Here is a 17076-nt window from a genome sequence, read left to right as displayed (position 1 = left end):
TTACATAGCATGGTAAGAATTTATAAATTTCTTACCTAACCAAGTTGAACTATTTGAAACATTAAGATTAAACACATCGAGCATGTTCAAGTCATAGCGCTCTAAAAAGTAATTCACTAAACTTTCAACTGCTTTGTCGTTGCCACCGTGTTTATTAATTTTTCTGTATAGTGTATTTTCGTCTTCTTCACCAATGTCTTCGAAAGCCTCTTGCAATGAAGAAGCGAGCAGTACTGACTTCACTCCATTCACTGCGGTATGGAACTTTAACCACAAATCATCAGCATGATTGCAAACTCTCAGCGCACTCTCGACTTCAATAACATCGGGATGAAAGTATTCCGGCTTATAGATGATCCCGTCTTTTCCAGTCCCCACTGTTCTTATATCAGGCGTAAGTACGGACTCATCCGAGTGAGACCATTTTTTATACCTGTGGATACTATTAGAATCGCAACTTAAAACTCGTCCTCTGTAAGCCACTACGCATTCTTGCTTTTGAGCATTTTCGACAAGCGTCTGCAGCCAGGTTATAGGATACTTAGTATCATCATCCACTGTAACAAAATAGCTAAAGTCGTCTTTATCGAAAAAGTAATCTTTTAGAATAGGGATGAACTTTCTATACGGCCCGATATTTTCTGTGTAGTTAATCGAAAACAAATTAGGGTAATTATCAGCCAATTCTTGTAGTGAAGCAGGTACAGTTGGAATACCTTCGTCAAGTAAGTACCCTTTCTCTGAGATAAAAAGTTTAACTTCGAATTGAATTGTGCATTCTTGTGCAAGCAATGACTTAATAACATGATGTATTTTGTCTACCCGAGAGTGAATAGTTGTTAAGCTAATTATTACTTTACTCATTCGGAATTACCTTTTCAGACGCCTTTTTTGATTGAAGTAAACTAATTCTTCTTCTGAAGAAAGTGAGTTGATCGCCGTTAAAATATTCATACATAGATGATACAGAGGTAAGCGATGACCTCATAAAATAGAGTGGCACATCGAGTCTGACGACTGCGTTAGCACCGGCAATTCTCTCGATTCTAGTTCTGAAGTCGATATCTCCCCTAGAGCGGTAGTTTCTGAATCCCCCTATTAGATCTATTAAGGTGCGCTTAAATAACAATGTCGCGGGGCCGTCTCCTAGTACCAGTAAATTTCTAGGGTCGTCTACTGATAAGTTACCGTCATCTGTATATCGAACATGTTTAGTGAAACAAGCCAAGCCTTTCTTCTCTTCTAGCGCTTTAACTTGCGCAGAAACCCGCTGTGGATGGCTAACATCGTCGTCGTCTTGTATCGCTATATACTCGCCTTTTGCCAAGCCAATCGCTGTATTTCTACTAATATATTGACCCACGTTATCGTTATTCCGGTAGTAGACAATGGGCCTTTCGGTTTTTTGCCTACAAAGTGCCTCAATACTCTCACTAATTGCTGGGGCTGAGCAATCATCAATGACTATTATTTCTATGTTGCGATAAGTTTGTTGTAACAACGATTCGATTGCTTTTTCGAGAAGCTCGACATTAGGGTTGAATGTAGTAACAATGATTGAAACGAGTCCACTATTTGCCTTGTCATTCTCGAGCTCTACGTCAAGTACATGACTAAATACATCAAGTAGAGAGTATTCATTTACTTCTGGTAATAAAGGCAAGAAACCGCTAACTTTCAACGCATCATTTATTATTTGGTTACTTACATTTTTTAGCCCTAATGAGGCGCATAACGTTAAACTCTCTTCACTGTTTATAACTGGTAGTCCTCTTGCTATCATCCCTTTGCATAAAAACGATAGCTTTTCACTGTCATGCATAGTTTTAGGCAGCAAACTAAAAAAATAGATAAGTTTACCTAAACTTAAATGCTCAACTTCCGCGGTTGTCAACAACGTCGCAATTTCACTTTCGGCTACAGGCGTTACTAACGATCGACGGACATCACGATAAAGTTCATTGAAGTCACTATCCTTAAATGAAAAGACTTTTTCAAGCACACCTTCGAATGGGTATAGTGAAAGCCAACTTCTATTTTCTTCTTCACAAAAGTAATATGCTCTGAACAATAACTTTGCGTGAGATGTGCGCTCAATACTCAACTGAGATAAAAGAGACGCTAACACCGGCAACTCAGATACGTAATTCACTTTTATCGGCGAGCGTGAAAGGGTTTCGATTACGCGCTCATAATTTTTTATATGTGAAGATATACTCGTTAATTGGTGTGCTTTAAAAACACACTGCGCTTCTTGTGCATTCTTCGAGACACTCAGCACAATCGCAATGAATGCATCCTCAACAGCAGAGTCATTCGTAACAGTTATTCTTGAGCACGTCTCCAACACTTTTGCTGAGTTTTTTAATGCAGAAAGTAATTGTTGAAGGCACCTTACATTTGGCGCACTGGCCACAAACTGAGGGGCTACAATAAGCGACTCAAACTGTTCTAACACAGCATACGTAAAGCTATCCTCGCACTGGAGTAAAATTGCTATATCCGTTGCTTCATTTAATGCTACAAGCATCACTCGAGGTAGTTCAATTACCTCCCGAACCTTCTGCTCAATTGAAAAAGGAATATCAATATCGACAGAGAGTAAATCAGCCAACTTTCTTATATGCTCTTGCGTAACATGCTCACTGCACTCCTCGACTTCATTCAAAATGCGATTAATGCTAGCCAAATGTTTTAATGTGTATCCTTCTATATATGGAAAGCCTGTATTTTCACACTCTCTTTTATCGTCCGCCAATAGATAACTTGATTGTGCGACTTCCTCACCTTTAGAGGTTAAAGAAGAAACCAAAAAGGTTGAACTACCTTGTTCATTAAGTCGATAGTCAAAAGTTAAACTACCAGGATATTTTTCAAATTCTTGTTCTGTTAATTCAGAGATGCCCAAAACACGCTTCGAGAACGTTAAGAAAGAAGAAAATCGATGGTGATTACGCATTATTTTTTACTCTGTGCTTTAATTTTTCTTTTCTCATGTACTCCATTAGTAAGATAGTGAACTAATGGGTTTACTGGCGAAGCGGCCACATCACTGTATTCAGCCAAATAGAAACGTGTTGAAAAGTGCTCACTAGGATCTTTTAAACTCTTGTAGCCTTCTAACAAATAGTGCTTTGCAAGGAGATCTGTGGAACCTTGCAGCTGATATTGGGCCTTGTACCAATTAGCATCAAAAAGCGAACTGTCTAATAACAGCTTTACGTCGTTTTCTATTGCAGCATTGTTATAAAACACAGGTTTAAACCACGTATTGACAATCTTACGCATCAGCCTAGCAAGCTTTGAAGAGTAACGGTATTTCAACATTGCATCATTATGCATTGTTGCACTGCTCACAAAAAGCTCCTCATCAAAAGTCGCTACATTTTTGTAGGTTATTTTAGACGTAGCTGATTGTTCTAACCTGTTACGTCGAGATCTGGAGGTATTTTTGATGAATAGCGCTGGGTAAAGGACCTTAATATTATCTTGTGATAAGACGATATCTTCAGAGGCTATTGAATCAGTACCAAATACTTTTTGGTACAAAGAATCGTTATTTTCCATATAAACACTTAAATGCGAAGGTGGTCGATACGTAATGGCGGAGAACGGTTAGCATCACGCTAAGTTCTGGTAGGTATCATACTATAAAAAGAGCACATCGGCCAAAAACTGTAATTCAATTACAGTTTTTGCCAATAAAATTCACAACCTCGTTAACTACCCTTTGTCTTTCTATCTGCAGAGTTTCAGGAGTAGAAAATAACTCTCGAATTTTTTCAAGAGAATCGAAATAAGCATCCATGTTCATATTGCTAGGTGTCCAATTAGAAAGAATTTCTGCCGCAGCTGTTTCTGATGTATTGGAAAGATTAATCATGCTTTCTTGGTTGATGAGCTCGAACACTCGGTGAGAAGAGTTTGCGATATAAACAGGAACGCTACCCAGCATGAATGCATCGAAGATTTTTTCAGTGATATAGTCATCTAATAGTGTGTTTTCTATTGCTGAAAATATCGGAAACTTCCGGCTATATGTAAGCAGTTTGTCAAGATGCCAATCGGGTATGGCTTGCCTTGGTCCATCATTTCCCCACCCCATACCTTTAGCCATAGCTTTATCATCCTTCAACCGCGTTGCAAGCGTTGTTCTATAGCTAGAAAGCGCGATATCAGCGTACTGCTCTGGGAAGAAAACATCATTTGTTCGGTTTTGTTGAAGAAAACAGCTTTTCAATGGGATTGATTTCCAATGAATAAGCAATTTATTTTTATCAAACTCATTTAATAAATTGGTGGCTTCAACTAAGTAACGCGCTGCGTAATGGCTTTCTGTAGTTATGAAGTATGGAATTTTACTGAACTTATAAATATTACTGTTAAAAAAGTTTGCTACCCCTACTTCTATAGATAACCCCCTATGTTCGAACTGCATTTGCGTATCCAGCGGATAATTTTTTGAAATCAGATCCCACAAGGGCTCTTCAGATATCACTAAACACTTAACGTTTTTATTTCTAGCAAGAAAATTATGGTGCGCTTCTATCAGTCCGTAAAGATCGACGGAATACCCGAGCACGATAATATCAGCGCACTCAACTTCTTTTACCAACTGAAAGTGTTCTGAAAAAAGAGTTTGGTACTCTTTGTAAGCGAGCGGTGTTCGGTTGGCATGCCTCCCGAATAAACAAACCTTACGTTTTTTCATAGTGCGCTACTCATTCGTAGAAGAAGTAAGAGAAAACACCAGCTCAACAATACTTCTTACGTAGGAAGAATCTGAACGAGAATAGTAACATAGCCACTTGCTGGCATTCTCGAAACTGCGCAACGCACTTTTTATGTTCGAGCTGCCGTGTTCGCCTAGATAGAGCTTTTGCCAATCTCGTTGAATTAGCCTAACAAAGCTCTCATTTAAGTGAACTAATTGCTCAGTTTTTTCAGTTGGAATGACTGGTAGAGAACCATGTTCAACGCAAAGAGTAATTACATCGACCTGTTGCTGCACAGCTGCTCTGCAAACGACAACTAATGATTCAGAGAGAAGTGCTTTGATACAATGATTACTTTTAATATTATTACAATCTATGTGCAAAGTCTTTTCAGGCTTTTTCTCATGAAAGACCACTCTTCCCTCAGCGGCTTCGATTCGTTCAATTTGATTTTGATTAAATAAAGTAGCTTCAATTGTTAAACCAGCTTTTCCCATAGGTCGCAAATACAGAACCTTACTTTTTTCTAGTTTAATTGTATGTTGAAAACTCAGTTCAGGTATAAAAATAAGCGCTATGTTTTTAGCTGAGAATTTTAGGGTTGTAGCTTCATCGACGAAAAAGGTGACATAAAGATGGGTAACACCTAATTTAGCTATTTCAGAGGGAAAATTAACAACTGAGGGAGAACTGCAAACTGAAATCAAGAATTTAGAATAGCATATTCGGCTTTCGAAGCGACTTTCAGCCGCGCCAGACGAATGCGCGTAACACCAAAATTCCCACTGTATTGCTAAATAATAAGCTTTTGAGAATATGTGTCGGTAAGGTGCCAAAAGCTGTTGAGTTCTGCGTTCGACACCGTAACAACAAGGAAAACGTGAGTGGTTAACTACCATTGAGATTTTTCAATTTTTAACGTTCACGAAAATACGCTTTAGTATTTTCGTGAACGTTATTTAACTGTAAAATTTTATCAGAGCTTAACCATTGGTAACTGTTGTGCTGCTTGTCAGGCAACGCTTTCAAATTAGCAACATCAATCGAATATGCTATGGCCACGTAATGCGTTGAAATATCTTCACCAAATACACAGTCTTCATACAAATGGTCATACGGCCCCAAAAGCGAAGCGTCGGAAATAGAGTAACTACGGCCAAGTTCTTCTTTCGTTAGCCTCTCGAACGCCTGCGCTAAAGTTTCATTTTTTAAAATGCGTCCGCCCGGTACAAACCAATAACCTTTAGCAGGCCTATTCACACGCTGCCCTAGTAGTATTTCACCATCACGGTTTCGAACCACGAGATCGATAGATACTAGCGGCGTACTACTTAATACTGTAGAAAAAGTTTCGCGGTCTAGAAACATAAAAGCGCTCTAAACCTTAGCCACGAAAGCTATCTTGATTATCGATAAACCAGTCAAAAGCATGCTTTAAACCACTTTCTAAATTATAAGTGTGTTTCCAGCCAAGTGCGTGGAGTCGACTTACATCCATTAGCTTACGCGGCGCACCATCAGGCTTAGATGTATCCCAAACAATAGTCCCAGTATACCCAGTGACTTTGGCAACAGTTTCAACCAACTCTTTAATTGTACAATCAACACCCGTTCCCACATTAATGTGGCTCAACATAGGCTGTGTATTTGCTTCGTACGTTTGAGTGCCTAACTCCATTACATGAATACTTGCTGCAGCCATATCATCTACATGCAAAAATTCGCGCATTGGTTTACCACTTCCCCATGCAACCACTTCTTTGTCGCCACGCTGAGCAGCTTCGTGGAAACGTCGTAAAAGTGCTGGAATAACGTGCGAGTTTTCTGGGTGGAAATTATCGTTCGGGCCATATAGGTTTGTTGGCATGACAGAACGATAATCTCTACCGTATTGTCGATTGTAACTTTCGCATAACTTAATGCCCGCAATTTTAGCTATGGCGTAAGGTTCATTTGTTTCTTCAAGTGTTCCAGTAAGCAAAGCATTTTCAGTCATCGGCTGCTGAGCTAATTTAGGGTAAATACAACTTGAGCCTAAAAATAAAAGCTTTTGAACACCTTGGGCATGCGCACTATTGATGATGTTCGCTTCTATCATTAGATTTTCATAAATGAATTCAGCTGGATAAGTGTTATTGGCGTGTATACCGCCCACTTTAGCTGCTGCTAAATAAACTTCATCAATTTTGTTTTCAGCAAAAAAAGCTGATACGTCTGACTGATTGATAAGGTCTAGTTCGCTTCTTGCTCGTGTTATTAACTGAACATCAGAACGTTTTTCTAATTGTCTTACTAAGGCTGCGCCAACCATACCGCGATGGCCAGCAACAAATACTGTCTTCATTGGTAAATATCCTTGAAGGCCCCTAAATAAAGAGGCCTATCGTTTTTTCTATTCTTTTGCCACAGCAACAGAAAACCCGTGCTGCTTTAACAAGGCGTGTTGTTTAGCTTTACCAAGATCGTGTGCAACCATTTCTGCACACATTTCTTCGACAGTAATTTCTGGTACCCAACCCAGCTTTTCTTTTGCCTTTGTCGGGTCGCCTAGTAGCGTTTCTACTTCTGCTGGGCGGAAATAACGTGGGTCTACTTCTACAATAACATCGCCCACTTTTACACCTGGTGCAATTTCATTATCTACCGCGGTCACAGTAGCGACTTCTTTCACGCCTTCACCGCTAAACTCAACAGTGATACCGGCTTCTTTAGCCGACATGCTCACAAATTCGCGAACCGAAATTTGCTTGCCCGTAGCAATAACAAAGTCTTCGGGCTTATCTTGTTGAAGCATCATCCACTGCATTCGCACATAGTCCTTAGCGTGACCCCAGTCACGAAGTGCATCCATGTTGCCTAAGTAAAGTTTAGACTCTAAACCCTGAGCAATATTGGCAATGCCTCGCGTTATTTTACGCGTAACAAAGGTTTCGCCACGTCGCGGCGATTCATGGTTAAACAAAATACCGTTACATGCATAAATACCGTAGGACTCGCGGTAATTAACCGCAATCCAGTAAGCGTACATTTTAGCTACTGCATATGGCGAGCGAGGGTGAAATGGCGTGGTTTCTTTTTGCGGAATTTCCTGCACTTCACCGTAAAGTTCAGACGTTGATGCTTGATAGAATTTCGTTTTCTTTTCAAGGCCTAGGAAACGAATAGCTTCCAACAAACGTAGCGTGCCCATTGCATCTACATCGGCTGTATATTCGGGTGCTTCGAAAGATACCGCTACGTGCGATTGTGCGCCTAGATTATATACCTCGTCTGGCTGCACTTCTTGCATAATGCGAATTAAGTTCGAAGAATCTGTTAAGTCGCCATAGTGAAGGATAAAGTTAGCGTTTTCTACGTGTGGATCTTCATAAATGTGATCAACACGCTCTGTGTTAAACAGTGAAGCACGACGCTTGATACCGTGAACTTCGTATCCCTTTTCTAACAAAAACTCGGCTAAATAAGAGCCATCCTGGCCGGTGACCCCGGTAATAAGTGCTTTTTTCACTAGCATTCCTATAATTTAGTACAATATTAATGCGAATCCACCAGAGAATTCACTTTAAATCATGACGATTAATCAAATGATGCTTATCTAGACTTGGTGCTCATCAGATTGCCAAGTCTCCCAAAGTTTCGACTTTTTCTAGACCATGCTCATCTGCATAACTATTTAAATCTGCAAATTCACTCCACTTCGTAATAAAAACAAAGTCAAAGTTAAATTTGTCAGCAACAACGTGATCATATTTGCTATCGCCCAAAAATAACACTGGCGCTTCGATATTGTTATTAGCTAGTTGTTCTTGAACTATGTCGTCCTTAGCTGTTGGGCTTCCAAAAATGCCCGCATCAAAATAACCGTCAATATTACGTTTTTGGAAAACTTCTCTCAACTCAGCTTGCGCGCCACCAGATGCAATTAACCATTTGCTTGAATGAGTCAGTTGCCTTAATTGCTTGAGACCTTGTGCTATTTCGCATTCTAAAAGTGCATTTTTAACTCTTTCAGCATAGTCCGTTAAAACACTATTAAGTTCAAACTCCGTAAAAGTCCGCTCTAAAATATTGGTAAAAAGATATTCGAACTTCTTGAATCGTGAGATACCACCATTCTCTATGTGATAGTCAACCAAGGCCTGAGCTGGTTTATCGCCATATTTTTTTGACGCTGCAAAAAATGCTTGTGTTTTAACCCTATTAGAATTAAGGATAACCCCATCACAATCAAAGATTAGTGTTTTATATTCGCTCAGCCGATTTTTCATAGTGGGAGTATTCCCTCTTTAACCATACACTCTGCAATGACAAAGTCTTCTGGCCAATCTATATCATGAGAAGTCAACCGGTCTAGATTGTAGAGATAGGGCTTATTACCTATACGATCTCCAAGTTCTTTATAGATTCTACTAGAGGCAAGAAAAGCGCCGCTATTCACTTCATCAACAGGGTCTATTGTTTGCGTCCTCGGCCACTTTTCTGTCTCACGACAGTAATTTAAGGGCTCACCATTTTTCCATAAAAATCCGTGGATTTTTGTTGTAGTCATGAGGGAGTCATTACCTGACTCTAATACCATTTTATATTTTTCAATGATGTCACTATAAATCTCAGAATTAATAAATGGAGAAGTGACATGGGTCCATAAAATGTGGCCATCTGGAATAAGATCCAGAGCATGAGCAACTAGTTCATCAGTGCTCGTATCACTACTTGAAAGTTCATCCGCGCGGCAATGAATGCGAAGATTTTTAGTATTAAACCTTTCTACATAAGCTAAAATTTCAGCATCATTTGTAGAGAGCACTACCTCATCAATATTGGGCGTTTCTAAAAGTTGTTTGAGCTTTACTTCTATTAGCCCGAAATTAAACCCCGCGAATGGTTTGATGTTCTTTTTTGCTACCCGCTGACTTCCGCGTCGACAGGGCAGAAAACACGTAACCTTATTCATCATTATTACATTCCGTATATGCTTAATTTTTCAACATCATAGCGTGTTGGTGTAACGGCTATTAGGTCAACCGCTCCGTTTGCACTTTGGAATGTCTTAACAACATTGTTCATCTCTTCATTTCGCGGGTCACCACTTTCGTAACCGTCAAATCCTGCTAAAAGAATGCGGTTTGCTCGACCACTTGCTAAAGCAGCAAAAGCATAAGCCATAACAAGAGAGGTCGGTGATTTACATCCATACTCGCCAAACTCGAAACCGTTTTTATCAATTTCCAAACCAAAATTATGTATAGCTTTATGCGAAAGTGTTTCTAAAATAGCTGGTGATAGGCTCGCGGTAGGCGCTATTAAAGGCTGAGGAAGTTTTGCATGGCGAGAAGAATCCGCGAGCATTCTAACTGGGTGACACGCGAACCTAACATCGATTAAATCACTATCAATCGCAGACTGCGTATTAAGCGCTGCAACAACAGGTTTTTTTTCTCTAATAAATGTTTCTATAGCTTCCTTGTGCTCTCCAACCCCACTCCCAGTGCCTAATAATAAAACGTCTTTACCTTCGAACAATGTGGTCGGATTCCAATCGCCCGTCATTGCGCCCTTTACAGAATCCCTTGCCATAAGCAATGTATCTGCATTAAATTTTTTACCGCCTTGTTCTTTTAGCAATGCAATCACAGAGAGAATATCTTCTTCACTAAACCTGTTATCGCTCATCATCTCCTGTACGTATGTAGGATGGATACCATATTTACCCGATAAGTAGTAATAAGGATTCGATCCCCAACCACACAAGTTCTTTAATGGCTGAAAGTAGCTACGAATTATGCTCATAAGCGGAACCATGTTAATGGCAGAGTTCCGACGTGCAGCAACCTCTATGACCAACTCTTCAGTCCTTGCGTTTCCGGGCCCACGGCCCATTCCTGTAACGGTTGCGTCCAACCATGTAACTCCATTATCCAAAGCCGATAATGTATTTTGAAGAGCCTTACCCATGTTGTCATGAGTATGAATCCCTAGTTCACCTTTCCAACTGCTTCTTAACCACTCAATAATTTTCATGCAATGTGCGGGATCCATACTTCCCATCGAGTCAGCGAAGTACAAAGCATCAATATCGTATTTACTTGCTTCTGCGGCAAGCGCTTCTACCTCTTCGCGAGAGCGGTCTGCTATCTGCATCAAATTAAAGCCCACAACATAGCCCTTAGATTTAAGCCATTTTGCCGCAGGGAGAGCTTTTACAAACTCATGTGTATGGCAGGCAATTCTAACAACATCTACACGGGACTTTTCTTTACTTAGCGGAAATAATTCAGCTAACACCGTATCAATACCATTTTCTGTAACTAGTTCGGCCGCATTTATCATTACACCAACTGCAAGACTATCGGGAATTTCTAGAGAATTTATATATGTATCTGTGCTGTACGCTGCTGCGCCTTTGAAGCCCTTATTAATTGTTGACCGTAACCCCAGCTCTACAATATCAACACCAGCAGCATCCATCGCTACAAGGTATTCATTGACCTTGTCGGTTGCAAAATCCCAGCTGTTGTAATAACCGCCGTCTCTTAATGTACAATCTAAAATTTTCATAACACTTAACACACTATATTAATTAATGATTTTGAATGCATTTCAACAAGAGCTCTCATCTCTCCCTGAATATCATGCGGCTTATACTCGCTAATTTTCTCATTAGTGACATCATCATAATAGTGGTTAGCGAACTCCAATGATGTATCTATATCAAAACCATACAACTTAGGCTTAACCCCACTCAAGACAAGACGTAAAATTGTTTTAAATCCAGTTCTCGGTCCACCAAAGCTAAGGCGCGACTCTAACCCTAATCCCTCAAGATCTTTATTTGCAGTATGATAATACATCGCAGACGCGGGGCCTTCTTCTGCAAAATAGTGTATGTATTTAGCTCCACCATTTTTGAGATGCATTGCTGACAAATATTGCTTATTTGCATTATTTCTTTCTTCGTTACTAGGATCAAAGCTTACAAACTTTACACTTGGAAAAAGTTCAACAACTTTTCGTGCATTAAAAACTCTTATCTCCTGATTTTCCTCATCAGATTGTTTCGGTCGTTTGTAAGGGTCAGTAAATAAATAGGCGAGATCTATTCCAACAAAAACGATAGTCGTTTTTGAGCCGACATCATTTACATAATTGGAAATAACAGCACCATTAAATCGGATTACATCATCATGCGTATCTATTTCTTGCCCAAGACCTTTTCCAAGAATTTTAGGAGAGTTGCCCACTACGGCGACACTTCCTGAAAGACTTATTACAGGTGTGATAGCTTTAAATTCAAGTGACATTTAAAAATCCCTTCCACTCATTTCTATTTCTGAATATGTATTTGACAACCGCATTGCCGCTTCACTGAAGGAACTCCACGTACTGCCTAGCAACTTTTTACATTTGCTAAGTAACAGCACGTCGGCAAGCGCATAAATTATTTGCTCTTTTGAGCGATCAAATACATTTCTCTTTAAATAAACCAATCGGTCACCATAATATTGCTCAAAAATATCGTAGGTTTCTTGTAGATCGGTCGCTACAAATAGCTTCAAACTGCTATCTTCTTCAATTAATTTGTCTATTCGTTTTATAAAAGCCGAATAGTGGCTTTTTTCGCGCCAAAAATGCAATTGGTCGTGGCCTTCCTGTGTCCAGTTCTCTACAGAATCGTAAGTATTGTGGTCAAGGCCTGCCCCCGCTTCCATCCTAATGTGCGCTGCTATATGGCCGTCTACGTTGAAAGGTGCGATTAAATCTAACACCTGTTTAGACGGTTTCAATGCCTTTATAAACTCGTTTTCAGCTTCCCAATGGCTGGCTTCGTGTACAAATGTATAAGCAGCACGGGCGTAAACGTACTTGGTTGGCTTAACAACTATAGGCTTATCTTTTTCTGCGCCTTCTTCAATTTCCATATAGTTGAAAACAACACCATCTTTCTTAGCTTGTTCTAAAAACGACTTTTCAATTACTTCGCCCTCATAATCGAACAAATCAGAAAATCTACATTCGCAGTGATGGTCTGGCTCCCAAACTATCACAAGCTCTTTTCCTGTCGCTTTTGCTATGGCTGCGGCACTACCAATAGCGCGCAGTCTATTTCCTAATCCGTGCTGTGCGTCTACAAAAAACTTATTGCAATCAGGGTGTAACCCCTTAGCGCCAAATATCTGGCTTGATAAATCAGAAAAATCAATACTGCTAGGTTGAATAGCAATACAACCTTTGTGTTCAAGTACCGTCTCTATAGATAAATCAGCAAAGGAGATCTCTACTTTCTGTCCTATATTTCGCCACCCAGGCACAAAATACGTGTTACTCGTTTTTGGAAGAGCTGAAGACACATCTCTAGGTGCATCAGATTGCACAACAAAGCCACAGTTAAGTGCTTGCAGCTTATCAGCCAGTGCTTTTAAAAATACTCTTATATTTTTTGGCTCTTTCTTTACCCTATCTGGATGAATGTATAACGCTACATAATTGCTCATGTATTCGTATACGTTTTCATCATTGTATAAAGCAATTTCAACATCTAATATGTTAACAAGGTGTTGTGGTTTGCTCTTAAGTACCTTACTCAGTTTTTGTGGTGTTAAGTCAAAAGTACGTAAGCCTGCTACCCACGAGGTTAACTCCAATTCGGCTAAATACTCAGCTTGATTGCGAATATGGGCAGGGACATAGTGAATGCTTTCGCCCGTCTGCTGAAGCGTCATAAGGCCATTTTCAATATATTGAATTTTAAAGGGCAAGAAAATCCGGTCTTTGTTCCACACCGGCATTATGTTAGCGATGTGCCTGTTTGTGTGAATTTTAAAACGCGGTGTTGAATGAAGTTCCGCCAAGAAGTCTCGATTTTCCGTTGGTCCACTGCCGCCAACTCTCAAACTGTCATCGTGGGGAATATGGTATATCGTTTTTACGTCTACGGCTTTTCTGCGTGTTCCTGATTCCGATAAGCGGTGATAGATGTCATCATCATCCCAGCCATATGTTGTAATGTATTCGTTGAACCCCTTAATTTTCATCAGGTCATCGCGATGAACGTAGAAAAAACCATTTATGTGCTCTTGTCCAGGTTCAGCAATACGCCAATCTCCCGCGGTGAAGGTATTTTCGCTCAATACATTGTTTGCAAAAAATTCTGGGTAAACAACAATATCAGCGTCAGTTTTTAATATCTTGTTGTACGACGCAGCCCTAAAACCAATATTGAAAGCGTAAGATAATATCCAACGAGGTTGATTGTTTACGCGAATAACTTTAATTCTGCTATCTTCAATTCCGTGAGATTTCAGATAATCAAATACTGGTTCATCACTAGACCAGTCAACAATAATTATTTCGTTTATATCGGTACAAGCAATCCAAGAAGGCAACGCTTTTACAAGATTCTCATTTCTATTCATGCAACATGTAACAAGAGAGGTTCCCCCCCCTACTTGCGTAACGTATTGGTCGAGGTCGATGCCCGCTTCAGCTTTAACTTTGCTCTCTCTGTATTCCTCTAAAGCGATTTCTGTTTTTAAATCATACAAAAAACGAAAATGCTCTAGAAACGCTAGCTTTTTTGCTTTGTTTATTGTGCAAGCTTCTGCGAGTTCTGAGGCCTTTAGAACTGTTTGCTTTGCTGCTTCGATGTCACCATCTTTAACTAGCGCTCTTGCCTCATCAATTGATTGCCAAAACTGCATTTTCTTCCCTATTAATCCCTATAATACCAATCATCAAATTGAACTGTTTTTCGTTCATAACCATTGCTTGCAAGCAATTTGTATATTTTTTCTCTGGCTTCAGAATAATTATGTTCTACCGTAATACACTTGATATCCCATTGGTCGAAAGGAAATGTGTTTAAAATATCAAACTCGCTCCCCTCGGTATCAATGCTTACAAAGTCTATTTTTCGCGGTGCATTTTGCTTAACTAAAAAATCATGAAGACTTATTGTTTGTAGGGTGGCTTTACCAAATTCATTTGCATAAGCATTTCGTTTATTCGCGTGGGAGTCTGCTGTGGCGTAACTAGCAATCCCACCATATTCATCTGCGAAGATAAACTCCACTTCCTCCCCCGTTGTTGCAGAAATACAACTGTTAGAAACGACACACTGTCTATTTGTTTGCAACTTCTCGAAGTATTTCGGGTTTGGTTCCGCACATAGGCCCTTCCATCCGAAAAGCTTTTCTAATAAATAAGTATTACTTAATAATACCCCATCTGTCGCTCCGAATTCGACAAAAAAGCCGTTTCTTTTATAACTATGCTGCTCCAGCGCCCAAATATCTTGGCCGAGTTGAGAAGGGGACTGTGCTACTAATGCTTTCTTAAACGCTTCTGTATCTGCTAAATCCAATGAACTATCTTCATTGCCTGAGAGCATGTATAACTGCTGCTTTTGCTGTGCTATTGTCATTTCATGACGAATGAGCTCAACTTCACTATGCAGTATTGTTAACTTATCCTCGATGTCTTCACTAACACCAGCGCCATTAAGCGTGTTTAAAAAAGCTTTTTCAATGTCTACGCATGCGTCATCAAGCAACCCCAAACGAATTTTAGCATTTATTATATTTTTCCCAAGAATGTCGCTTCCCGCAATTTTTAAACAAGCATTGGCTTGGCGAAATAGTTGCTTCGCCTTAATTTCACTTTTGTTTAATAATTGCCCATTCGCTAACGTCCTTAATGCACTCGACATTAATACTGCTCGGCAAAGCGGATTGTTGTAGTTGAGTTCAGCAATTTCTTGAAGCAAACGCTCGCCTTCAGACAGTTTTCCTTGATGAATTAAAATTACACCTAGGAATACAAGTAAACAGCTTAACTGCTCTTCAGAGCGTATCGTTTTTTCTAACTTGTCGGTTTCAAGCTCTAGGGAGTATTCGGCCCATGCATCATGTAGCTCCGTTACATGCATAAGTTGTGATGAAGACAAATTGTTTGCGTCTAACTGGGACATCAAAAAGTTCGAGTGCTCTAAAGACATAGCTAAACCTTGACAAATCTAGCTAGCATTTGAAGCTGAGCATCAAACTTTTCAAGTTCGAGTGTTAGTTTGTCATTTCTGAACGTTTGTTCTTGTAACGCTTGCTCTTTTGTAAGTAACACTTCAACTTTCTGCTTTTGAATATCTACATCTTCGTTAGCTGTTATTAAATCAGCTTTTAATTTTTCCAACTCGTGTTGCAGTGAAGCATTCCATTTCTCGTGCTCTGATAACCACTTCTCTTTTTCCTTAAAAGCTTCTTCTATTTTAAGCTTTTCATCCAGTAATGATGCGTTCTTCTGCTTATTTTCATCCAATTCGCCTTCAACATTAGCCAAACGTGTAGTTAATTCCGATAACGCTTTGTCATCACTCGCCGACTTTGCCTCTAAAGAGTCCAACGTCAATTTTTTCGAATCAATAGACTCACGAAGTTCTTCAATCTCTTTCAACTGCGATGCCGAACTAGCTTTCGTTTCTTCGTACTCGCTACGAGTTTGCGCTAACTCCAATAAGATTGATTCATTGTCTTGATTGATTCGGTCTAGTTCCTTTAGTAATTCTTGGTTTCTCTGCTCGGCATGGTTAACTTGATTTTCTAGTGATTCTGCTAGGTTCGAATATGCTTCTATTTCTGCAGCGAAGCGAGTAGATTGTTGCTCCTCTAATAAAAGCTTTTGCCGCGCAGATGAAAGCTCACTCTCTAAAACCGAAGCTGTGTTCTTTGTACATTCCAACTCTTTTACCAAGGGGTTTAATAAGTAATGCTGGTATTGCACACCTTCTGCCGTAGCAGTTTGCTGCGTTGGAATATAACTATTCGCCTGCATTAAACGCGTGATTTCATCAGGAAGTAAACTATCCTCAAAATAACGAACTTCAGCCCCCAAAATTGCAACGTTACCGAAAGTTTTAGCGAAGTCAGAGCTAAACAGTTGCTTAAGTATTCCTCCAACTCCTGCGTAGAGATCTATAATCAGCATGTTATTGTCTTGTTCTAGCATTACGGAAGTAAGCAAGTCACTGAGGGTCGACGGTTTCAAGTTTTCTGCATTTACTACCCTATAGCCAGGATAATGCCTTTTCACGTCTTTACACTTTGAACTCGAGGAAAGTGCGTTTAGATTAGCGATGTTAAAAGGGACCAATTCTGAAGAATCATCAATCAAACTATTTAAAACATGAATGTTACTAACATTTGAATAGCGTTGCTGAAGTACTTGGCAAACATCTTGATTGGCTTCAACTAAGTAACAATTGGAAAATCCTTGCAAGTCAACATCAATTCCTTCGACATTCCCAGCACCCAACCAAACTAAGTTTCTTTTAGCTATTGAACTCATATATTCCTTATCACTCATGTCGTGG

15 protein-coding genes are annotated in these 17076 nt (G+C 39.7%); all 15 read right to left on the bottom strand.

What is annotated here, in order from left to right:
• The 15 genes from R1T43_RS03295 to R1T43_RS03225 all read right to left on the bottom strand — a co-directional run bounded on the left by R1T43_RS03295 (position 1) and on the right by R1T43_RS03225 (position 17069).
• Positions 1-864: a hypothetical protein gene (locus R1T43_RS03295; RefSeq protein ID WP_317352835.1), complete on the bottom strand. Its 864-nt coding sequence runs from the start codon at positions 862-864 to the stop codon at positions 1-3.
• Entirely contained in the window at positions 857-2908 is a 2052-nt protein-coding gene (locus R1T43_RS03290; RefSeq protein ID WP_317352832.1) for a glycosyltransferase family A protein, read from the bottom strand. Before R1T43_RS03290 ends, R1T43_RS03295 begins: the two co-directional genes overlap by 8 nt.
• 50 nt (positions 2909-2958) lie before the next feature.
• Positions 2959-3567, bottom strand: coding sequence for a hypothetical protein (locus tag R1T43_RS03285; protein WP_063457841.1), 609 nt, complete (start codon positions 3565-3567; stop codon positions 2959-2961).
• A gap of 115 nt (positions 3568-3682) precedes the next feature.
• On the bottom strand, positions 3683-4711 hold the full coding sequence (locus tag R1T43_RS03280; protein WP_063457842.1) for a glycosyltransferase family 10 domain-containing protein: 1029 nt from the start codon (positions 4709-4711) through the stop codon (positions 3683-3685).
• 6 nt (positions 4712-4717) lie between these two features.
• Positions 4718-5614: a hypothetical protein gene (locus tag R1T43_RS03275; protein WP_317352827.1), complete on the bottom strand. Its 897-nt coding sequence runs from the start codon at positions 5612-5614 to the stop codon at positions 4718-4720.
• A 16-nt stretch (positions 5615-5630) separates the two neighbouring features.
• On the bottom strand, positions 5631-6083 hold the full coding sequence (locus R1T43_RS03270) for a GDP-mannose mannosyl hydrolase (RefSeq protein WP_063457844.1): 453 nt from the start codon (positions 6081-6083) through the stop codon (positions 5631-5633).
• 16 nt (positions 6084-6099) lie between these two features.
• Positions 6100-7059 (bottom strand): GDP-L-fucose synthase, encoded by a 960-nt coding sequence (locus R1T43_RS03265; protein ID WP_317352823.1) that lies wholly within the window; start codon positions 7057-7059, stop codon positions 6100-6102.
• A 48-nt stretch (positions 7060-7107) separates the two neighbouring features.
• Positions 7108-8229 (bottom strand): GDP-mannose 4,6-dehydratase, encoded by a 1122-nt coding sequence (gene gmd / locus R1T43_RS03260; RefSeq protein WP_197483385.1) that lies wholly within the window; start codon positions 8227-8229, stop codon positions 7108-7110.
• 97 nt (positions 8230-8326) lie between these two features.
• Positions 8327-8983, bottom strand: coding sequence for an HAD family hydrolase (locus R1T43_RS03255; protein ID WP_063457847.1), 657 nt, complete (start codon positions 8981-8983; stop codon positions 8327-8329).
• A complete protein-coding gene (locus R1T43_RS03250; protein WP_231882127.1) occupies positions 8980-9672 on the bottom strand; it encodes a cytidylyltransferase domain-containing protein in 693 nt (230 codons plus the stop codon). Before R1T43_RS03250 ends, R1T43_RS03255 begins: the two co-directional genes overlap by 4 nt.
• 2 nt (positions 9673-9674) lie before the next feature.
• Positions 9675-11273, bottom strand: a complete 1599-nt coding sequence (locus R1T43_RS03245) for an aldolase catalytic domain-containing protein (RefSeq protein WP_063457848.1) — start codon at positions 11271-11273, stop codon at positions 9675-9677.
• Between the two features lie 5 nt (positions 11274-11278).
• Positions 11279-12016 (bottom strand): glycosyltransferase family 29 protein, encoded by a 738-nt coding sequence (locus R1T43_RS03240; RefSeq protein WP_317352814.1) that lies wholly within the window; start codon positions 12014-12016, stop codon positions 11279-11281.
• On the bottom strand, positions 12017-14413 hold the full coding sequence (locus R1T43_RS03235; protein ID WP_317352811.1) for a galactosyltransferase-related protein: 2397 nt from the start codon (positions 14411-14413) through the stop codon (positions 12017-12019). It lies immediately after the preceding gene.
• Positions 14414-14424: 11 nt separating this feature from the next.
• Positions 14425-15708 carry an FkbM family methyltransferase gene (locus R1T43_RS03230; RefSeq protein ID WP_317352808.1) on the bottom strand — a complete coding sequence of 428 codons (1284 nt, stop codon included), beginning with the start codon at positions 15706-15708 and terminating at the stop codon, positions 14425-14427.
• Positions 15709-15710: 2 nt separating this feature from the next.
• On the bottom strand, positions 15711-17069 hold the full coding sequence (locus tag R1T43_RS03225) for a hypothetical protein (RefSeq protein ID WP_317352806.1): 1359 nt from the start codon (positions 17067-17069) through the stop codon (positions 15711-15713).
• Between the last annotated feature and the right edge of the window lie 7 nt (positions 17070-17076).

This window comes from Alteromonas sp. CI.11.F.A3 (assembly GCF_032925565.1).
GTDB lineage: Bacteria > Pseudomonadota > Gammaproteobacteria > Enterobacterales > Alteromonadaceae > Alteromonas.
This window is presented reverse-complemented; position numbering and strand designations above follow the sequence as displayed.